The organism is Rhodococcus chondri, assembly GCF_036327435.1.
Taxonomy (GTDB): domain Bacteria; phylum Actinomycetota; class Actinomycetes; order Mycobacteriales; family Mycobacteriaceae; genus Rhodococcus; species Rhodococcus chondri.
Genome location: NZ_JAUZMZ010000038.1, coordinates 1 through 19,492, shown reverse-complemented (window position 1 = coordinate 19,492; position 19,492 = coordinate 1). Strand labels below are relative to the sequence as shown.

The following is a 19,492-nucleotide window of genomic DNA, read 5'->3' as shown; positions in this document are numbered from 1 at the left end:
AGCGACGTCACGAAGTGCTCGATGTCATCGTCGAAAGTGCCGACCGATCTCAGGCCGTCACCGCTGTTGCCGCCCTGCTCGAGACCACCGACTTCTGCGCCGAGGCCGTGCTCAATCTTCCGTTCCGCCGGTTGACGAAGGCCGAGCGCAAAAAGATCCGTGAGGAACTCGAGGATCTCGACGCAGTGCTCGACTGGACCTCTGCGGCACGCCCGTACGCGACAGGCGCGCATTTCCGGATGCGTCCGATCAGCGGTAGTTCGGAAGACACGGATCTGTTCAAAGCACGGTGCGTTTTACGCCCCGTAGACGGGGGTGGGCACCTCGGACGACGCGATCAGCTTCTCGACGACCGGGCCGAGCTCCTTCGGATCCCAGCGCTCGCCCTTGTCGACGGTTTCACCGTGCCGCCAGCCGTCGGCGACCGACACCATGCCGCCCTCGACCTCGAAGACGCGGCCGGTCACACCCTTCGATTCGGCGCTGCCGAGCCACACGACCAGCGGCGAGATGTTCTCCGGCGCCATCGCGTCGAATCCTTCTTCGGGTGCCTTCATGGTTTCGGCCATGTCGCCGCCGGCACCGACGGTCATGCGGGTGCGGGCGGCGGGAGCGATCGCGTTGACCGTCACCCCGTAGCGGCCGAATTCGGCGGCAGCCTGGATGGTCAGCGCCGCGATACCGGCCTTGGCCGCGGCGTAGTTGCCCTGGCCGATGCTGCCCATCAGCCCGGCGCCCGAGCTGGTGTTGATGATGCGGGCGTCGACAGGGTTTCCTGCCTTCGATTCGGCCCGCCAGTAGGCCATGGCGTGACGCATCGGCGCAAAGTGCCCCTTGAGGTGGACGCGGATCACCGCATCCCACTCCTCTTCGCTCATGTTGGCGAGCATGCGATCGCGCAGGAACCCGGCGTTGTTGACCAGTACGTCGAGGCGCCCGAAGTTGTCGAGCGCGGTCTTGACGAGGTTCTCGGCGCCGGCCCAGTCGGCGACGTCGTCGCCGTTGACGACAGCTTCGCCACCGGCAGAACGGATTTCTTCGACGACCTGCTCGGCGGGTGATTCACCGGTCGCCGATCCGTCGATGCCCGCACCGATGTCGTTGACCACGACCTTGGCGCCTTCGGCGGCGAAGGCCAGCGCATGGGCACGCCCGATGCCGCGTCCCGCGCCCGTAACAATGACGACGCGTCCGTCCAACAGTCCACTCACTTTGTCTCCTTCGTTCGGGCCGCTGCCATGTAGGCAGGGCGTTCGCCGCCGCCGTGGACGGTCAGGGTGGATCCGCTGACGTATGCCGCCAGCGGTGATGCCAGGAATGCGGCGCAATTGCCGATGTCGTCGGGTGTGGCCAGACGGCCGAGCGGAACGGTCGCGCCGACGGCCGCAACCCCTTCGTCGTCGCCGTAGAACAAGTGGGACTGCTCGGTATCGACCATGCCGACGACGACGGTGTTGACTCGTACCTTGCGTGCCCACTCGACAGCGAGAGATGCTCCCAGGCTGTCGATTCCGGCCTTCGCGGCACCGTAGGCCGCGGTTCCGGGTGACGGCCGGGAACCACTGACGCTCGAGATGTTGATGATCGAGCCTCCGCTGTCCTGGCTCTGCATCACCGCGTTCGCCGCTTGCGCGACGAGCAGCGGAGCGAGCAGATTGAGCTCGACGATCTTCGCGTGAAACTTGGGGCTCGCGTCTGCGGCGAGGGCGAACGGCGAGCCGCCCGCATTGTTGACCAGGACGTCCAGGCGGCCGTGCCGGGAAACGATGGTCTCCACCAGGTCCTGGACCTGCTCCGCGTCACGCACGTCGCAAGCGAGGAACTCTGCGGTGCGACCATCGGCTTCGACAGCTCGATCGGGTTCGTTCCGTGCACACGTCACCACGGTTGCTCCGGCTCGCAGGAATGTCCTGCTGATACCCGCGCCGACACCGCGCACGCCGCCGGTCACCAGAACGACCGCGCCGTCGAGTCCGAGATCCATCCTGCCTCCGCATCGAATCGATGGTCCGGTGTGGGACCGTGCCTGCAACTTACCAAGCAATCGCTTGGTTCGGTACCGCAGGGTTGGGTGTTTCCCGGCGCATCCACGACGGCGCCGCGGTCAGGACGAGGTCTGAGAAATATGAACCAGCAGCAGACGGCAGCTGAGGCGAATGTCCGCCTCGGTCTCCTCGAGCGTCGCCCGGTTGTTCAAATACACCGTGATGACACCGAACCACAGCATCGCCAGTAGACGCACTGCGTCGCGATCCTGTTCGGTCGGGCCGGTGATACCGCCCACGCGGAGTATGAGCTGTTGAAACAGCTCGTCCACTCGGAGCGCGTCCGGCACCGCCGACACCGTCGCCGTGCTGTTGGAAACCAGCATCGCGAGGGCGAGCTTCGGACGACTCACGAGTTGCCTGGTGAGGGCGATCAGCGCGGCGCAGATCGCGTCCTGCGGAGACACGTCGGCGCCGGGTGCCGGGATGCGATCGGCGGACAGTTCGAGCCGGTGCAGCAGCACTCCGACGAACAGGTGTGTCTTCGAGGGGAAGTATCGATAGAGCGTGCCGATGGCGACGCCCGCCAGTTTCGCGACCTCGGTCATCTGGACCCGCGCGAGTTCGTGTTCGGAGGCGAGCCGAGAGGCCGCATCGATGATGCGCAGATGTCGCTCGCGCTGCTCCACCGACGTCGGCTCGGCGCCGTCCCGCGCCACACCGATCCTGGGCACTGTCCGATCCCCTCTCCACAGTCGACGGGGACCATTGTCCCATCGAGCCACCCTCCACCGGATCAGGGGCGCGACACCGGACACTCTCCGCCGATATCCCACATCCGAACAGTGGGATCGTCCACCGAGTGTGACCTCCGGACGGTCACTGCCCGCCTGCGCGTCCACTGAGCGAGAACCGCGGGTGGCGTGCTGCGCTCCGCCCATACGCTCGGATCGTCGATGTCGCCTGATCGGGGGCGTCCGGACCGAATCGGAGTGAGCCGCATGCAGATCCAGTCACTGGCCCAGGAACGTGTGTATGACGCCGAACTGCCCGCCCCTGCCGAAATGCGGCTGGCCATGGGGCGGTTCGCGACCGGCGTCACGGTGGTGACCGGTCTCGACGACGAAGGTCCGGTGGGATTCGCATGCCAGTCGTTCGCGTCGGTGTCCCTCGAGCCGCCGCTGATCCTGTTCTGCGCCGACCATCGGGGACGGGCGTGGCCGCGGATCCGTCGCGCCGGATGGTTCAGCATCAACGTTCTGGGCGAGAACCAATCCGACCTCTGCGCACGCTTCGGCTCGAGCCGCGGCGCCAAGTACGACGATCTCGATTGGACGGTCTCGAAGTGGGGCACCCCGGCCCTGCCGGGGGTGCTGATGCGTGTGCACGCCGAGGTGCACGACGTACACACAGCAGGCGATCACGACGTGGTCATCGGCCGGGTCGCCGAGCTGGAATGCCTCGACGACAACCGGCCGATGGTCTTCTACCGCGGCGCTTTCGGCCTCGACTGCTGACCCGGCCGGGCTACCGGCCGGGCCGGGCCGGTCAGGAGCCCGCCGCGCGGGTACCCGCTCGGCGGCCGAAGAAGCTGCCGTCGCCGAGCGAGATGCCGCTGCAGTAGCCCCACGCCGACAGGCCGGAGGTGCACCGGCCGGCCGCGTACAACCCCGGGATCGGGGTTCCGTCGACGTGCAGGACCTCGGAGTCCACCGTCGTCCGCAGTCCGCCCAGCGTGAAGCCGCCCGTCATGCCACGCAGATCGATTGCCGCGATCGGAGATCCGATGGGCTTGACCCATTCACTCTTCTTGCCGAGTACAGGATCCTCACCCTTGCCGGCATGCCGGTTGTAGAGGTCGACCGTGGACGTCAAGGCGCCTTCCGGCAGGCCCATTTCGGCCTCCAGCTCGGCGACGGTCTCGCACACCCATGTCGGAGCGTGACGCAGCTGCGGACTCGAGCTCGGGGCCGCGATGCCTTCTTCGTACGCTTCTTCGTCGATGATCAGGTACGCCTGGTTGTCGTTCTGGTACATCGTGAGCTGGCCGATCCGACCGGGATAGGTGTCTTCCGGCACGTACCGCTGGCCACGCCCGTTGACGAGGATGCCACGCGCGATGAGCTGCGGGTCGCAGAAGAACGCCACCTCGGTCGCCTCCATGTGCGCCAGGGACGCCCCGAGGGCCTGCGCCATCAGGATCGAGCGGCCGTCGTGCTCCTCGACCGTCGCGGCGGGACGCTTGTAGAGCCGCGGCGCGTACGTCTGCATCATCTCGTCGTTGTATGCGAACGAACCGGTAGCCAAGACGACACCGCCGCGGGCGCGCACCGCGACCGTCTTGCCGAACTGCGTGGCCACCATCCCGACGACCCGCCCGGAGCCGTCGGTGACCAGCTGCTGCACGCGCACATCGGTCTCGACCCGCACACCCAGAGTGGAGGCCTTGGCGATGAGCGTCGTCATGAGCACGTGACCCGCGCCCTGCTCGCCGGTGCGAGGCATCGGTACACGCGCGAGATGTCCCCGCGGAGCCGGTTCGACGAGCGCGTTGAACGGCGCAGCGTTCTCGCCGCCGCTGTACATCAGCGAATCGTCGGCGGGGCACTCCCAGCCCGGCTGCGACCAGAAGCTCTCCTTGTAGGAGACACCGCACGCTTCGAGCCACTCGAAATGCGCGACACTGCCGCGGCAGTACTCGTCGAGCTTGGACTCGTCGACACCCGGGCCGAGCGCCTCGGCCAGAAAGATCTTCATGTTCTCGGGGCTGTCGTCGAATCCGCACGCCTTCTGCAGCCGCGTGCCACCCCCGAGATAGACGATTCCACCGGACAGTGCGGCCGCTCCGCCGCCACCGCCTGTGCGTTCGAGCACCAGCACGTCCGCGCCGCTCTCCGCGGCCCCGATCGCGGCGGAAACGCCGGCGATGCCGAACCCCGCGACTACGACGTCGGCTTCGAAATCCCAGGTCTCGATCTCATCGACCGAGACCGGCCGGATTGTGGGAATATTCATGCGTGACAAACCCTTTCGGAATTCAGATACCCGGAGTACGACGGCAGACGGTCGGACCGGAGTGCCGGTCAGACCAGGTTGTCCTCGACCGACAGCCCGAACGCGCCCTTCCCGTACAGGGACAGGGCCCGCTCGGGCTCGTTGGCGACGTGCACACTGCCCGCATGGGCATCGCGCCACGCTCTTTCGATGACGTTTCCGAGAAACAGCGACGTGCCGCCGGCGGTCTTGAACAGCAGATCGACCGCTTCGACGGCACGCTCGGTCGCGCGGACCTGATCGCGTCGGGTGCGCAGGCGCAAGGACATCGGGATCTCGCGGCCGGCCTTCGCGCAGTCCCACAGTTCTCGCATGTTGCGGTCCAGCTGGAGGATCGCCGCATCGATCTCCGACGACGCCCGCCCCACGGCGACCTGCGCGAACGGGTCGTCGACGAAGCGACCACCACCGAGACTGAGCCGCACCCGCTCACGCATTGCCGCCATGTACTGCTCGCAACACCCCTCGACCACACCGACGATCGGGGCGGCCACCGTCGTGGCGAACAGCGACGCGAACGGAAGGCGGTAGAGCGGGCCGGTGTTGACCTTCTGGCCCGCGCCCCGCAGATTCGCGGTCTCGAAATTGCGTTTGATCCGGTACTCGGGGACGAACGTGCCGTCGACGACGATCTCGTTGCTGCTCGTCCCCCGCATGCCGACCACATTCCACACGTCGCGGATCGTGTAGTCGGAGCGGGGAACGAGAGCGGTCACGAAATCGGTGGGACGGCCCTCGGCACCGATAACGATCGCTCCGAGCAGCGCCCACGACGCGTACTCGCAGCCCGAAGAGAACATCCAGTGTCCCGACAGCTCGTAGCCTCCGTCGACCGGCACGAGTCGACCGACGGGTGCGTACGCCGACGACACGAGCGTCGCGTCGTCGGCGCCCCACACCTCCGCCTGCGCGCGGTCTTCGAACAGCGCCAGGTGCCATGGGTGGACGCCGAGGACCGACGTGACCCACCCTGTGGATCCGCATGCTCCCGCGATCGCACGGACCACCTCGTAGAACCGAACGGGTTCGGACTCGAAGCCCCCGTAGCGACGCGGTTGCAGCATCCGGAACACACCGGCCGCGCCGAGAGCGGAGATCGTCTCGTCGGGAACCCGGCGGGTTTCGTCGACTCGTGCGGCGTGGTCGGCGATGCCGGGCAGCAACTCCCGGACCGCGCCCAGAACGTCGTCGGCGGCCATCGAAACGCTGCCCTGAATCAGCCGGCCGGCGGGGTGAACGCGGCGAGCGGCTCGGAGCCGGACCAGTCGTGGCCCCAGTAGCTGTCTGCCGTGATCTCGTCGGCGGTGTAATACGTTTCGTCGACGAGCTTGCCCTCGGTGCCGAACTCGATGTCCCAGCCTCCCGGTGCCCGCACGTAGAACGAGATCATCTTGTCGTTCGTGTGCCGGCCCAGCGTCGAGGAAATCGAGAATCCCAGTGCCGCAACCCGGTCCAGTGCCTGACCAACGGCGTCGAGGGTGTCGACCTCCATCATCAGGTGCACCAGACCCGGAGCGGCGACCGGGGGCGCGGGGCACAGCGCGAGGCTGTGGTGCCGGCGGTTGACACCGAGGAAACGCACCCGGGGGTACGGGGGCGGTGCGGAGGGATCGCCGACGCGGATCGAGCCGCGCGGCATGAACCCGAGCACCTCGGCGTAGAAGCTGTACGCGGCATCGAACTTCGCCGAGGGCAGCACGACGTGTCCGAAGCCCTCGTCACCGGTGTGGAAGCGTCCCCCGAAGGGCGTGACCAATGGGCTGTGATCGAGCACCGCGCCGAAGAAGACCTCGACCGGTGAACCGCTCGGATCGGTGAAGGTGATGACCTTCTCGGCATCGCGGTAGGCCGCCTCCTCGGCGGACAGGGCCGTCACCTCGATGCCGGCCTTCTCGACCGCCTCGCGCACGCGCTGCAGCGCGAACTCGTCGCGGACTTCCCAGCCGATCGCGAGAGCCTTGTCGGTGTCGCCGGGTAGCACGATCAGGCGGGCACGCCGCTCGTCGACCCGCAGGTACAGACCGTCGGGTTCCGGTCCGGTGCCCACTGCGAGGCCCAGTCCGTCAACGGCGAACTCGCGCCAGCGTGCGATGTCCCTGGTCTGAATCCTGAGGTATCCCAGAGCCCGGATATCCGTCATATCCATCCGTCCTTGTTCATGGTCGAGGGTCGTACTTGTCGAGGTTCGCGCTGTGCGAAGTGGTGCTTGCCGAGCGGAAAGGACCTAGATCATTCCGCGCATCGCACCCTGCGGTTCGACGCCGAGCTGCGTGAGAGTCGCGGCGTGGAAGATCGATCCGGGCACGTGGATGGCGTGGCTCAGTCCGGCGTGCGCGTCGCGCCAGAAACGCTGCAGGGGATTGGTCAGCTGCAACGCACCGCCGCCGGCACGCGCGAAGATCTCGTCGACGGCACGCACGGCCCGCCACGCCGCCGCGGTCTGCGTCCGGCGCCCGATGGCGCGCATCTCGAACGACACCTCCTGGCCCTTTTCCGTCATGTCCCAGAACCGGTCCACCGTATCGAGGATCGCGGCACGCGAGGCTGCGATCTCCGCGGCGGCGTCGCCGAGAGCGGAGAGGACGTACGGATCCTGCTTGATCGCGGTGCCGGTCACCGTGACGCGCTCACGCTGGGTCTCGATGTAGCTGTTGAGCGCACCCTCGGCGATGCCGATCAGCGACGAGGTGATGCCGAGCGGGAAGATGCACGAGAAGGGGAACCGGTAGAGCGTCTCGTCGCGGCCGGCCTCGCGCCAGGCGTTGCCGCTCATGACCAGCTCGGCCGAGATCGTCCGGTATTCGGGCAGGAACGCGTTCTCGACGATGAGATCCTTCGAACCGGTGCCGCGCAGACCGACGACATTCCAGCTGTCCTGGTCGATTCGATAGTCCGAACGCGGCAGCAGCACGTGCAGGCTCTGCGGCGGGTTGAGGCGGTTGCCGTCCTTGTCCCCGATCGCTGCGCCGATCATCACCCAGTCGCAGTGATCGGTGCCCGACGAGAACGACCAGCGGCCGTTGAGGATGTATCCACCGTCGACGGGAGTCGCGACACCCATCGGTGCGTACGGCGACGCGATCCAGGTGTCGGGATCGTTACCCCACACCTCTTCCTGCGCCTTGGGGTCGAAGAACGCCATCTCCCACGGGTGCACGCCGACGATGCCGCTGACCCAGCCGGTTGCACCGTCCATCGCTCCGATGCCCATAGCGGTCTCGGCGAATTCGCGCGGATGGGCTTCGAGACCGCCGAACTCGGTGGGCTGCAGCATCCGGATTACACCGGCGTCCCGGAGGTGCTTGGCGCTCCGGTCCGTCAGGCGCATGAGGGTATCGCCTTCGGCGCCGTCGGCGCGGATTTCGTCTGCGACCTGCGAGAGGGAGTCGAGAATCTGTCCCATGATCTTCCAGCTTTCTGGTGTGGTATGCCCGGGCTACCGCCTGGGCACGTGTGTCAGGCGAAGACGGCGTCGGCGGACTTCTGCGTGGCCGTGTTGTTCGCGGACTTGCTGCGTATGGACCTCCGGTGGGTCATACGGTCTCAGGAAACGGCATCGATGCTGCGGTCGGCTTCCGCTGAGCGGGAACTTCCCGCAACACCCGACAGGTCTGCGGGATCGCGCCGCGCCGCATCGAGGGCGGCGATGTAGCCGAACACCATCGCGGGCCCGATCGTCGCCCCGGCACCGGCGTAGTCGTTGCCCATCACCGACGCGGACGCGTTGCCCGTGGCATACAGGCCTTCGATCGCCGTGCCGTCCTCACGCAGCACGCGCGCGTCGGAGTCGGTCACCAGTCCGCCCTTGGTACCCAGGTCGCCGGCTTCGCAGCGGATCGCGTAGAACGGCCCCTTGACGATTTCGTCGAGCACCGGGTTCGTCATGGTCGGGTCGCCGTAATAGTGGTCGTATGCGCTCTCACCACGACCGAAGTCGTCGTCCTTGCCCTTGCGGGCGAAGCCGTTGAACCGCTCGACCGTGGCGGCCAGTTTCGCGGCGGGCACGCCGATCTTCCCGGCCAGTTCCTCGAGGGTGTCGGCGCGATGCACTACACCGCTGTCGTAGAAGCCTTGCGGGAACGGCATGTTCGGGAGGACCTGCGCGAACGGGTACCGGTTCTTCGCCTTGGTGTCCATCACGAACCATGCCGGCACGTGGCCACCCTCGAGCTGATCGTGGACGAAGTTCACGTACGGAGCCGATTCGTTGGTGAACCGCTCGCCGTCGGAGTTGACGATCACCGAGGCAGGGATCGACCGCTCGGACACCAGCGGAATCACCGCACCCATGGGGTGGAACACCGACGGCATCCACCAGGCGTCGTCCATCAGGTCCAGTGCCGCGCCGAGCTTGTGACCGATGCGGATTCCGTCGCCCGTGTTCTCGCGGGCACCGGCGCTGGCGTTCGCGACGCCGTGCTCGGGCAGGTACTCGGCACGCATTTCGTTGTTGTGGTCGAAACCGCCGCACGCGAACAGGACTCCACGGCGAGCGCCGATACGGACGGTGCGTCCCTCCCGCTCGGCGACGATGCCGACCACGGTTCCCCCATCGACGATGACATCGGTCATCGAAGTCTTCAGCCACAGCGGCACGCCCGAGTCCTCGAGCACCATGCGCATGCGAGCGACGAGGGCCCGGCCACCCGTCGCCATGTGCCGGCGGCGGACCACGTTGGAAGCCACCCGCCACGCGGCCACGAGGGAGGCACGGCGCCCGCGCCAGGTGCGCTTGACCATGGCCAGGTCGTGGTAGTCCTTCGACGTGACCCACAGGCCCAGCGGGCCCTTCATGCTGTTGGGGCGCTGGAACTTCTCGTTGTGCTTCAGCTTGCGGGTGTCGAACGGCTTGCACTCGATGGTCCGGCCGAGCACACTGCCGCCCTCGTACTCGGGGTGGTAGTCGGAATAGCCCTTGACCCAATACATCTTCATGTGCGGGCTCTTGTCGAGCAGTTCCATGAGTTCGGGGCCGCGGTCGACGAACGCGTCGAGCCGATCCGCCGGTACGCGGCCCGCGGTGACGATGTCGAGGTAGCGGCGGATCGATGCGCGGGTGTCGACCGCGCCCTTACGCCTGAGCGTGGGAGCGTTGGGAATCCAGATGCCACCACCGGAGATCGCGGTCGATCCGCCGTATTTGGAACCCTTGTCGATGATCAGGGTGTCGAGACCCTTGTCGGCCGCGGCGATACCGGCAGCCATACCGCCGCCGCCGCTGCCCACTACGAGGAAATCGACGATGTGGTCGAATGCTTCGGCCATGTCGCTCACGCGTCCTTTCGATTCAGGAATGCCAGGACTGTGGCAAGCCACGCTTCGCGAGCCTCGATCATCGTCCAGTGCCCGCAGTTGGGGAATACGTGGAGTTCGCCGCGGCTCAGTTCGCGCATCGGCAGCATCGCCATGTCGACGGGGCTGACGCGGTCGTCGCGACCCCAGGTGAGCAGCGTCGGCGCGGTGACCTTGCCCAGCTGAGCCCAGTAGGGTGTCTCGTTCGATGCGAGCGCCGCGCGGGCGCCGGCCGCGAAGGCCGCGCTGCTGTACATCCGGCGGGCAATTTCGAGGGTCTTCGGCTCGGTGGCCAGCGCCCAGCGCTCCTCGATGAGTTCCTCGGTGACGAGCGCGGGGTCGTACACCATCGACCGCAGCCAGCGGACGAGCTTCTCGCGCGTCGGATCGTCGGTGAACTCCATCAGCAGGCGGATGCCTTCGCCCGGCGACGGGGCGAACACCGAGCGGCCCGCACCACCCACGGTGACGAGCTTGTGTACCCGGGCGGGGTCGGCGATCGCGAACTGCGTTGCGACGATGCCGCCCATCGAGTTGCCGATGATGTCGACCTGAGGGAGATCGAGGCCGTCGAGGAAGTCGGCGACCGCGTGCCGAGCCATCATCATCGGGTGACCCTCGCACGGATCGCTGACACCGAAACCGGGGAATTCGAGGACGAGGCAACGGAAATGCTCGGCCAGATCGGCAAGGACACCGCGGTAGTTGCGCCACCCGGTCACGCCGGGGCCGGACCCGTGCAGCAGCAGAAGCGGCCGGCCCTCACCGGCTTCGTGATACCGAAGAACACCGCGTTCGGTCGACAGTTCCCTGGCGGTGTCCTCGTAGCTCAGTTCCGTCGTCATGACATCGAGATTCCCAGTGATGCCTCTCACTGTGCGCGTGAACTCCCGTTCACCGGGACGAACCGGGGTGTACGTGCCCTCGTCGGCCGGGCACCGCAGTTCGTCGGCTCAGTATGGGAAACGGTCGAACTTGTAGCACCGCAAGGTGATAGGTGGCCGTGAAAAAGGCAAATCTCCCACGGCTGCCACATCGGTGGCGGCCGTGGGAGATTGTCGTGGCTGCTACATCCACCGACCGGATTGGGTCGCCAGAAGCCTCTCCATCGCATGGGGCGACCAGGACTGCTGGGGGGCGTCGGCGGGCCGACGGCCGCGGCGGGGCGCCCCCAGTTCCGGGTACAGCGTGCGCGAGACGTCGCGGGCGACATCGGCGACGAGCGGCGCGACCCGCTCGAGGTGACCGGGCCGTGCCGGTCCGCACAGCGAGATTCCGGCGATCGGTCCTTCGGGGCTGCGCACGGCAGCTCCGACGCAGGCCATCCCGGCCATTGCCTCACCGTTCTCGAACGCCAGGCCGCGGCGCTGCCGGATGCGGTTGAGTTCCTGGTGCAGTGTCGAGAGGTCGGCGATCGTCCGGTCCGTCCGGCGCTCGAGACGCGGACCGTAGAGCGAATCGACCTGCTCGGGTGCGAGCCCCGCAAGAATCGCCTTGCCGCATGCCGTCGTGTACGCCGGTGCCCGGCCACCGACCCTGGACGTCAGGGTCGCGGCGAGCTGCCCGCCGAGTTTGTCGAGATAGACACAGTCACCTCGGTCGAGCACGGCCAGGTGCACGACCATGCCCGTCTGCAGGTGCAGTTCGTGGAGGAGGTGGGCGGCCGCCTCGCGAATCCGGGTGTGCCCGTTGTCGCCGTGGCTCAGAGACTTCGCGCGGCGGCCGAGGCAGTAGCCGAACGAGGCGTGGTCGACCCAGTCGAGCCGCACCATCTGGTCGAGAATGCGGTGGACGGTCGAACGCGGCAGACCTGTGCGGCACGCGACCTCTTCCAGGGTCAGACGTGACGCGCCACCGTCGAACGCATCGAGGATCAACGTCATGCGTTCGACCATCGAGGCGGGCAGCTCACGCTTTGCGGCGCCGTCCGACTGTGTCGATTCCGACACGGAAGATCCCGACTGTGCAGATCCGGACTCGTACATCGACATCTTCTCCTTCAATCCTTCGACAGCGCCACGCGAGAACTGAAATTAATTATTGTGAGGAACGCTACAAGTATTACCTCCCGGGATGGGATACACAAGTAGCTTCCTTCCGGCCGCCCGCGCGACCCGCCCGCGCACGTGGTCCCACTCAGTAGGAGATTCGCGAGCCGCGGCCGTCGGGCACCGGTAGAACAGTGGTACGTGCTGATCACCGTCCGCACCTGCACCGCCGGCGACAGGCGGCGCGCAGGGCACGCCGACTTCGCTGTGAGGGGTCCGACCGGATGTACATAGGTATCACCTCCCCGGTCGTCATCGGTCACCCGGCGGTACGTGCCCCGTGGGAACAGGATGCCGGGATCGACGAACTCGCCCGCATCGCCGAAACAGCCGACCGGCTCGGCTACCACCACGTCACCTGCAGCGAGCATGTCGCGGTGCCGGCACACGTCGCCGAAGAGCGCGGCGGGATCTACTGGGATCCACTCGCCACATTCGGCTATCTGGCCGCCCGTACCTCGCGCATCCGCTTGAACACCCGCGTCCTCGTGCTCGGCTACCACCATCCGCTCGAGATAGCCAAGCGCTACGGCACGCTGGACACCGTCAGCGGCGGCCGGCTCGTCCTGGGACTCGGAGTGGGCAGCCTCCGCGAGGAGTTCGAACTGCTCGGCGCGCCCTTCACCGACCGGGGCGCCCGCGCCGACGAGGCGCTCGCCGCCCTTCGGGTGTGTATGTCCACCACCCGCCCGGAGTTCCACGGCACCTACTACGACTTCGCCGATGTCCACGTCGCCCCGTCCGCCGTGCAGGAGCGGGTGCCCTTCTGGATCGGCGGACGCACAGCCCGGTCCCTGCGCCGCGCTGTGACGCTCGGCGACGGCTGGCTACCGTTCGGCCTCACTCTGGACGAAACCGAATCGCTCTTGCAGAAGGCTCCACTTCCCGAAGGGTTCGAGGTCGTGCTGAGCACCGGAAGACCCCTCGATCCGCTGGGCACCCCCGAATCGACGCTGCGCGACCTCGAACGCCGACGTCGCGCGGGCGCGACGATCGTCAGCGCGACCTTCGCGGCCACGAGCGCCGACCACTACCGCGAGCAACTCGAAGCCCTGCACGAGCTGGGCAGCGAGATCGGCGTGTCCTTCGACCCTCCGCCACCCCGCCCCTTCCTCGACGAAAGCGCCGAAACCGTATGACCAGAACCCTGTCCCCCCTGTTCCGCCCCCTGACGCTGCGATCGCTCGAGCTGCGCAACCGCATCGTGATGTCGCCGATGACCCGGTCCTTCTCCCCGGGCGGCGTTCCCGGAGCAGACGTCGCCGAGTACTACCGGCGCCGGGCGGCCGGCGGAACCGCGCTCATCGTCACCGAAGGTGTCGCCATCGACCATCCCACCGCGGTCGACAACCCCCGCGTTCCCCACATGCACGGTGACGCCGCGCTCGAAGGCTGGCGGCGTGTCGTGGACGCGGTGCACGCGGAGGGCGGGCGGATCGTGCCCCAGCTCTGGCACGTCGGTCCGCTGTGGGGCGCGATGACCTCTGACGTCGACCCGGCCCTGACGCCGATGCGTCCGTCGGGTCTGTGGGGTGAGCCCGGTGTCACCTCGTACCCCGACAGCTATCTCGAGCGGGCACTACCGGTCACCGCCCCGATGACCGAGCAGGACATCGCCGACGTCGTCTCCGCTTACGAGCGTGCTGCCCGTGACGCCATGGACGTCGGTTTCGACGGCATCGCACTGCACGGAGGCCACGGCTATCTGCTCGACTCCTTCCTCTGGGACTCCACCAACCGCCGCGACGACGAGTGGGGTGGCGACCTGCAGCGCCGGACCAGATTCCCGAGCGCGGTCGTCTCCGCGATCCGTGCGGCAATCGGTGACGACGCGCCGATCTTCTTCCGCTTCTCTCAGCACAAGCAACAGGACTACGAGGCGCAGATCGCGCGCACACCCGACGAACTGCGGGTGATCCTGTCCGCACTCGCCGACGCCGGTGTCGACGTGTTCGACGCGAGTATCCGCCGTTTCGACGTTCCCGTATTCGAGGGCAGCGACCTCTCGCTCGCAGGCTGGGCGAAGAAGCTGACGGGCGCCGCATCCATGGCGGTCGGCAGCGTCGGCATCTCGAAGACACTGCGCGAGAGTCGGACCGGCGGGTCGGCACCGGTCCGCAACAATATCCCCGAGCTGGAACGCCGGCTCTCCGAGGGCGAGTTCGACCTCATCGCCATCGGCCGGTTGCACCTCGCCGATCCGACGCTTGCCACAACTCTGCTCGACGGCGATGACCTGCCCGAATTCGACAGAACAATCCACGAGAGCACGCTCACCTGATCCCGTTTTCACGTCCGTTCCCGGCGAGAGGCGTTCACGTTCATTCGTGAGCGCCTCTCGTCCGTCGGTGGACGGTGCGATGACGAACAGAGATGACGAACAGAACTGTGCCCGGTAGGTCCGTCGAACTACCGGGCACAGTTCTCGTTGCACGTGCACAGCATCTATTCGTGCCGCACGACCTCAGCGGTTCATCAGGGCACGCATGGCCTGCGCGGCACCACGCACAATCTTGGCGCGCGGAAAACCGCTGCGCTTCACCGCCGCATCGTGGTTGCCGCCCGCGACCCACACCGGACCGTCGGCCAGATGTTCGAGCCCCTCACGGGCGACATCTTCCGGCTCGGACACCAGCATGCCGGGAATGTCGAAGTTCAGGCCGGCACGCTCCATCGCGGGAGTGCGGGTCACGCCCAGAATCAGTTCGAGCACATGCACACCGTGCGGTTCGAGCTCGAGCCACAAGCTCTCCGCGAAGACCCGGCTGAACGCCTTCGACGCAGCATAGATGCTCTGATGCTCCGCACCCATGTAACCGGCCAACGAGCCGAGCAGCATGATGCCACCGCGACCGGCTTCCTTCATCCGGGCCCCGAACAGCTGGGACAACTCGACCTGACGGTGCACGTTCAGATCGATCACACCGCGGAACCCGGTGAGGTCGCCGGTGACGAACTCGTGACCGTAGCTGTTGGCACCGGCATTGAAGATGAACAGCCCGACCTCGAGATCCGCGGTCGCCTCCCGGATCGCGTCGACCGCGTTGTCCGCGAGCAGGTCGAGTGCAAGGGTGCGTACTTCCACGCCGTGGGCACGCGTCTTGGCCGCGGTCTCCTCGAGCGGGCCCGGCTTGCGGGCGATCAGCACGAGATCGAAACCGGCGCGGCCGAGTTCGTCGGCAAACGCGGCACCGACACCTTCCGAACCACCCGCGATCACCGCCCACGGGCCGTACCGGTCGCGGTCGATCCGAATGGAATCGTTCATCTTGATCCTCCGAGATATGTTGCCTTGCAAGGCGAGCTTGGTGATCCACACGGCCCGGCGACATCCGGTTCGGTGTCGCCGGGCCGAGAGATCCGACTATGGGATTATCGGAGAAGGGACGGGCGCGTCGTCGAGAACGTCGAGCAGTCCCTCGGTCGCGGCGCGGGTGATGTCGGCCAGAAGTGACGGGCACGTGGGGGACGGTGCACCGTGGCGCCCCTGCCGTCCCTCGTCGGCGCCCAACTCGAAGCACCGCCGGCGGGCCTCACTGTTCCACTGGACCGACGTGTGTTCCCAGCTGTTCTTCTGCACCAGCACCTGCGCCTGGCACTCACTGCACCGGAGAGGCTGCATCCTCGTCCGCCTTCTTCTCGCCGGTCTGCCCGCCGGAAGCCTGCTCCTCGGTAGCCTTCTTGGCGGCGAGGTTCGCTTCGACTTCCTTCATCCAAGCGGCCACCGGACGGGTCGTGTCCATCTCGAACTCGAACCGGTCGGTCATCTCCGGCGCCACGTCGGCGACGTCGACGTAGAACTGCTCGTACCAGCGCCGCAGCTGGTAGACCGGCCCGTCCTCGTCGCACAGGAGTGGGTTCTCGATGCGAGTCTTGTTACGCCAGATCTCGATGTCCTGCTCGAAGCCCTTGGCGATGAAGGTGCCGAACTGCTTGGCCGTCTGGAGTGCCGCGTCGCCCTGGAGGCGATCGGACTTCTTGACCATCATCCCGTACATCAGCACGAACTTGTTCGCATCGACCGGGTAGTGGCAGTTGATGAGGACGGATTCGATGTCGTAACCCTCGTACTTGTACACCAGATCGTCGATCATGAAGGACGGACCGAAATAGCTGGCCTCGGAACTGCTGCCCAGCATGGCGGGCTGCCCCTCCGTGTTCGGCCGCATATCCGGGCGAGCCTGGCCGCGCATGAACTGGCTCGCGACATGACCTTCGAAAACGTTCTTGAAAAAGACGGGGAACGAGTAATGCACGTAGAAGAAGTGCGCCATATCGACGATGTTGTCGATGATCTCGCGGCAATTGGTGTCGACCTCGGTCGTGTACCAGACCCAATCGGTCCAGTCGTCGCTCTCCGCGCCTTCGAGGCGAGGGATCGTCACGTCCGCCGGAGGAGGGTTGCCTTCGGGGTCATGCCAGACGAAGAACAGGCCGTCCTGGTCGAGCGTGTGCCACGCGCGGGTCTTCGCGATAGGAGGCACCCGCCGGGCGTAGGGAATATTCGTGCAACGACCGTTGCCACCCCACCGCCAGTCGTGGAACGGGCACGCGATCTGGTCTCCCTTGACCGTGCCCTGACTCAGGTCGCCGCCCATGTGACGGCAGTACGCGTCGAGGACCTTCAGGTCTCCGTTGCTGTCGGCCCAGACGACGAGCTTGGTGCCGAAAGCGTGGACGGAATGCGGGTTTCCGTCCTTGAAGGTCTTTAACAACCCGAGGCAGTGCCAGCCGCGGGCGTAACGAGTGGGCGCGGAACCGACGACGATCTCGCGGATGTCGGTGTCTCCGGAAGAGTCCAGGCTCACGGTCATCCGTCCTTTCGGGAAGTGGTGGTGCCGGGACGCTGCGTCCCGGTCGCTGCGCGGCGGTTGGCGCCGGCATCTGCCCTGGTAGGGCCGTACCGGATCACCGTAGGTGCGCAATATCACCGCCGACGCGACAGTCCCACTCGGTGAGACCACTCGACGAGACCTGCTCCCGGAAGGCCGGCGGCGGCTACCGCATCGGGCACGACGCCCCGGATCGGGTGGACGTCGACTCCAACCGCAATTGCCCTGGAGAGAGCCGCGCGCTAAAATGACGCCCCCTCGACCGTCCCACTCACCGGTACATCCGGGCTCCCCGGCCGCGACCGTGAGATCGTTGCTGTCCGTATACAGCCGAGTGTGTATGCAGCCGCATACAGCCGACAGGGGGAACGCCGTGCGATGTGCTACACCACCGGCGACTTTCGGCGCGCCGTCCGCGGGGGATTTCCGATGACGGTACCGCCGGATCCGTATCCGTACCTGGAGCAGCTCATCTCGCGATTGACCGGCCGGGGCGCCCAGTTCGAAATCGTGATGGCCGACGTGCTGGGCACCGAGATGCCGGTGATGCGCAACCGCGATCGGGCGGTCGCCGACCTGCTGTCACAGTCACTGGCCTGGGGCGATCGCGAGTACCTCGTCACGGCCGATCGGCGCATCACCTTCGCCGAGCACGCGCGAGAGTCCTACGCGCTCGCCACCGCCCTGCGCGAGCGGTACGGAGTCTCGCCCGGGGACCGGGTGGCGATCCTGTCGGCGAACCGGCCCGAGTGGGTTACCGCGTTCTGGGCCACGCAAGCGCTGGGCGCGATCACCGTCGGCCTCAATGCGTGGTGGGTGCAACCCGAGTTGGAGTTCGGGATCGGTCATTCCCGTCCACGCGTCGTGTTCGTCGACGGTCCGCGCCTCGACGCCGTCGCCGATCTCGACCGGACCGGCACGATCGTGCTGACCGTCGAGGAAGACCTCCCCCGGTTGATCGCCGAGTTCGACGGCGCGCAACCGCCGCCTCCGCGGATCGACGAAGACGACCCGGCCGTTCTCCTCTACACGTCTGGAACCAGTGGCTACCCGAAGGGTGCGTTGCACTCTCAGCGAAACCTGTTGGCGGTGGTCGATTATCACCGTTACAGCGACGCCATCGCTGCTGCGTGGACCGGCGAAGTGTACGACCGCACCACACCTTCCGAGGCCCGCCACCTTCTGACCTCGCCGCTGTTCCACATCACCAGTCTTCACAACACGATCGTGCCTCGGCTCGCCACGGGCAGCACCGTGGTGATGAACCAGGGATGGTTCGACGTACGGCGGGTTCTCGAACTCATCGAGGGCGAGCAGGTCACGCACTGGAACGCCGTGCCGTCGATGGCCGCCCGGATGCTCGAGGTCGAGGATATCGACCGGTTCGACCTGACGTCCTTGACGCGGTTCACGATGTCGTCGGAGCCGTCGACACCGGAGTTCAAGGCCCGCCTGCGTGAGAAGTTGCCGTTCGGACAGCACACGGTGGTCGACAGCTACGCCATCACCGAGTGCAGTACCTCGATCGCCGTGGCCAGCGCACTCGAACTCGAACGATATCCGGGCACTGTCGGCCAACCGATCATCACGGTGAGCCTCGAGATCCGCGATCCCGAGGGTGGCTGGCTACCGGACGAACATGCCGGCGAGGTGTGCGTCCGCAGCCCGTTCGTCATGCTCGGATACTGGGACGACGAAGAGGCGACCGCGAAGACGATCGCCCCGGACCGGTGGCTACGCACCGGCGACTACGGCGTCGTCGAGAACGGGCGGCTCCGCTTGCTCGGCAGACGTGCAGATCTGATCCAGCAGAACGGGGAGAACATCTACCCGTCGGAGGTCGAACGGACCCTGTCGGAGCACCCGGCGGTACGCGAATGCCTCGTCACCGGAGTTCCGCACCCCGACTGGGGACAGGAAGTCCTCGCCGTTGTCGTGGTTGTCGCCGATTCGACGGTGACCAAGGAGGATCTGACGCGGTTCGTAGCGGAGCGCCTTGCCTATTTCAAAGTGCCCACGCAGTGGCGTCTCACCCGGGATCTGCTTCCTCGAAACGCAACCGGGAAAATCGTCCGCAGGGGCTGGGACGGGACCGGCGACTCGGACGACTGACGTCGGGGTGGGCCGTGCATACGCTCGGCCCACCCTCGTCGATCAGCTGAGTCGTTCGAGGACCATCGCCATACCCTGACCACCACCGACACACATCGTCTCGACACCGAACTGCTTGTCGTGCGTGCGCAGGTTGTTGAGCAGCGTATTGGTGATCCGCGCCCCGGTC

General features: G+C 66.7%; 17 protein-coding genes and 1 pseudogene. 4 read left to right on the top strand and 14 right to left on the bottom strand.

What is annotated here, in order from left to right:
• Positions 1-296 precede the first annotated feature (296 nt).
• From Q8814_RS09305 to Q8814_RS09295, 3 genes are all read right to left on the bottom strand, one after another.
• The gene (locus Q8814_RS09305) at positions 297-1,211 is read right to left on the bottom strand and encodes an SDR family oxidoreductase (RefSeq protein ID WP_330151722.1); all 915 of its coding nucleotides are present in this window, start codon (positions 1,209-1,211) and stop codon (positions 297-299) included.
• A complete protein-coding gene (locus Q8814_RS09300; RefSeq protein ID WP_330151721.1) occupies positions 1,208-1,984 on the bottom strand; it encodes an SDR family oxidoreductase in 777 nt (258 codons plus the stop codon). The genes Q8814_RS09305 and Q8814_RS09300 overlap by 4 nt, the downstream gene beginning before the upstream one ends.
• Positions 1,985-2,104: 120 nt before the next feature.
• Positions 2,105-2,719, bottom strand: a complete 615-nt coding sequence (locus Q8814_RS09295; protein ID WP_330151720.1) for a TetR family transcriptional regulator — start codon at positions 2,717-2,719, stop codon at positions 2,105-2,107.
• 267 nt (positions 2,720-2,986) lie between these two features.
• On the opposite strand from Q8814_RS09295, the gene Q8814_RS09290 reads away from it, so the two are divergent.
• Entirely contained in the window at positions 2,987-3,502 is a 516-nt protein-coding gene (locus tag Q8814_RS09290; protein ID WP_330151719.1) for a flavin reductase family protein, read from the top strand.
• A 31-nt stretch (positions 3,503-3,533) separates the two neighbouring features.
• On the opposite strand, the gene Q8814_RS09285 is transcribed toward Q8814_RS09290, so the two are convergent.
• From Q8814_RS09285 to Q8814_RS09255, 7 genes are all read right to left on the bottom strand, one after another.
• On the bottom strand, positions 3,534-5,000 hold the full coding sequence (locus Q8814_RS09285; RefSeq protein ID WP_330151718.1) for an FAD-dependent oxidoreductase: 1,467 nt from the start codon (positions 4,998-5,000) through the stop codon (positions 3,534-3,536).
• 68 nt (positions 5,001-5,068) lie between these two features.
• Positions 5,069-6,238, bottom strand: a complete 1,170-nt coding sequence (gene hsaA / locus Q8814_RS09280; protein ID WP_330151717.1) for a 3-hydroxy-9,10-secoandrosta-1,3,5(10)-triene-9,17-dione monooxygenase oxygenase subunit — start codon at positions 6,236-6,238, stop codon at positions 5,069-5,071.
• Positions 6,239-6,255: 17 nt separating this feature from the next.
• Entirely contained in the window at positions 6,256-7,179 is a 924-nt protein-coding gene (gene bphC / locus Q8814_RS09275) for a biphenyl-2,3-diol 1,2-dioxygenase (RefSeq protein WP_330151716.1), read from the bottom strand.
• 84 nt (positions 7,180-7,263) lie between these two features.
• Complete coding sequence (locus Q8814_RS09270; protein WP_330151715.1) at positions 7,264-8,442, bottom strand: acyl-CoA dehydrogenase family protein; 1,179 nt, start codon at positions 8,440-8,442, stop codon at positions 7,264-7,266.
• Between the two features lie 140 nt (positions 8,443-8,582).
• Complete coding sequence (locus Q8814_RS09265) at positions 8,583-10,304, bottom strand: FAD-binding protein (protein WP_330151714.1); 1,722 nt, start codon at positions 10,302-10,304, stop codon at positions 8,583-8,585.
• Between the two features lie 5 nt (positions 10,305-10,309).
• Positions 10,310-11,176, bottom strand: coding sequence for an alpha/beta fold hydrolase (locus Q8814_RS09260; protein ID WP_330151713.1), 867 nt, complete (start codon positions 11,174-11,176; stop codon positions 10,310-10,312).
• Positions 11,177-11,398: 222 nt separating this feature from the next.
• Complete coding sequence (locus Q8814_RS09255) at positions 11,399-12,316, bottom strand: IclR family transcriptional regulator (RefSeq protein WP_408015869.1); 918 nt, start codon at positions 12,314-12,316, stop codon at positions 11,399-11,401.
• Between the two features lie 287 nt (positions 12,317-12,603).
• Between Q8814_RS09255 and Q8814_RS09250 the strand changes: the two genes are divergently transcribed.
• Both Q8814_RS09250 and Q8814_RS09245 read left to right on the top strand, forming a co-directional pair.
• On the top strand, positions 12,604-13,518 hold the full coding sequence (locus tag Q8814_RS09250) for an LLM class F420-dependent oxidoreductase (RefSeq protein ID WP_330151712.1): 915 nt from the start codon (positions 12,604-12,606) through the stop codon (positions 13,516-13,518).
• The gene (locus tag Q8814_RS09245) at positions 13,515-14,660 is read left to right on the top strand and encodes an NADH:flavin oxidoreductase (RefSeq protein ID WP_330151711.1); all 1,146 of its coding nucleotides are present in this window, start codon (positions 13,515-13,517) and stop codon (positions 14,658-14,660) included. Before Q8814_RS09250 ends, Q8814_RS09245 begins: the two co-directional genes overlap by 4 nt.
• A gap of 183 nt (positions 14,661-14,843) precedes the next feature.
• On the opposite strand, the gene Q8814_RS09240 is transcribed toward Q8814_RS09245, so the two are convergent.
• The 3 genes from Q8814_RS09240 to Q8814_RS09230 all read right to left on the bottom strand — a co-directional run bounded on the left by Q8814_RS09240 (position 14,844) and on the right by Q8814_RS09230 (position 17,193).
• Entirely contained in the window at positions 14,844-15,647 is an 804-nt protein-coding gene (locus Q8814_RS09240; protein ID WP_330151710.1) for an SDR family NAD(P)-dependent oxidoreductase, read from the bottom strand.
• A 96-nt stretch (positions 15,648-15,743) separates the two neighbouring features.
• Positions 15,744-16,001 (bottom strand): hypothetical protein, encoded by a 258-nt coding sequence (locus tag Q8814_RS09235; RefSeq protein WP_330151709.1) that lies wholly within the window; start codon positions 15,999-16,001, stop codon positions 15,744-15,746.
• Positions 15,979-17,193, bottom strand: coding sequence for a Rieske 2Fe-2S domain-containing protein (locus tag Q8814_RS09230; RefSeq protein ID WP_330151708.1), 1,215 nt, complete (start codon positions 17,191-17,193; stop codon positions 15,979-15,981). The genes Q8814_RS09235 and Q8814_RS09230 overlap by 23 nt, the downstream gene beginning before the upstream one ends.
• A gap of 447 nt (positions 17,194-17,640) precedes the next feature.
• On the opposite strand from Q8814_RS09230, the gene Q8814_RS09225 reads away from it, so the two are divergent.
• Positions 17,641-19,323 (top strand): class I adenylate-forming enzyme family protein, encoded by a 1,683-nt coding sequence (locus Q8814_RS09225; RefSeq protein WP_330151707.1) that lies wholly within the window; start codon positions 17,641-17,643, stop codon positions 19,321-19,323.
• A gap of 42 nt (positions 19,324-19,365) precedes the next feature.
• Here Q8814_RS09225 and Q8814_RS09220 read toward each other — a convergent pair.
• A pseudogene (locus tag Q8814_RS09220) lies at positions 19,366-19,492 on the bottom strand (acetyl-CoA C-acyltransferase); the annotation flags it as partial.

Coding starts and splice junctions, on each gene's coding strand:
- Q8814_RS09300 (WP_330151721.1), bottom strand. CDS start 1,984: ATGGATCTCGGACTCGACGGCGCGGTCGTTCTGGTGACCGGCGGCGTG.
- Q8814_RS09290 (WP_330151719.1), top strand. CDS start 2,987: ATGCAGATCCAGTCACTGGCCCAGGAACGTGTGTATGACGCCGAACTG.
- Q8814_RS09285 (WP_330151718.1), bottom strand. CDS start 5,000: ATGAATATTCCCACAATCCGGCCGGTCTCGGTCGATGAGATCGAGACC.
- hsaA (WP_330151717.1), bottom strand. CDS start 6,238: ATGGCCGCCGACGACGTTCTGGGCGCGGTCCGGGAGTTGCTGCCCGGC.
- bphC (WP_330151716.1), bottom strand. CDS start 7,179: ATGACGGATATCCGGGCTCTGGGATACCTCAGGATTCAGACCAGGGAC.
- Q8814_RS09270 (WP_330151715.1), bottom strand. CDS start 8,442: ATGGGACAGATTCTCGACTCCCTCTCGCAGGTCGCAGACGAAATCCGC.
- Q8814_RS09265 (WP_330151714.1), bottom strand. CDS start 10,304: ATGGCCGAAGCATTCGACCACATCGTCGATTTCCTCGTAGTGGGCAGC.
- Q8814_RS09260 (WP_330151713.1), bottom strand. CDS start 11,176: ATGACGACGGAACTGAGCTACGAGGACACCGCCAGGGAACTGTCGACC.
- Q8814_RS09255 (WP_408015869.1), bottom strand. CDS start 12,316: ATGTACGAGTCCGGATCTGCACAGTCGGGATCTTCCGTGTCGGAATCG.
- Q8814_RS09250 (WP_330151712.1), top strand. CDS start 12,604: ATGTACATAGGTATCACCTCCCCGGTCGTCATCGGTCACCCGGCGGTA.
- Q8814_RS09245 (WP_330151711.1), top strand. CDS start 13,515: ATGACCAGAACCCTGTCCCCCCTGTTCCGCCCCCTGACGCTGCGATCG.
- Q8814_RS09240 (WP_330151710.1), bottom strand. CDS start 15,647: ATGAACGATTCCATTCGGATCGACCGCGACCGGTACGGCCCGTGGGCG.
- Q8814_RS09235 (WP_330151709.1), bottom strand. CDS start 16,001: ATGCAGCCTCTCCGGTGCAGTGAGTGCCAGGCGCAGGTGCTGGTGCAG.
- Q8814_RS09230 (WP_330151708.1), bottom strand. CDS start 17,193: ATGACCGTGAGCCTGGACTCTTCCGGAGACACCGACATCCGCGAGATC.
- Q8814_RS09225 (WP_330151707.1), top strand. CDS start 17,641: ATGACGGTACCGCCGGATCCGTATCCGTACCTGGAGCAGCTCATCTCG.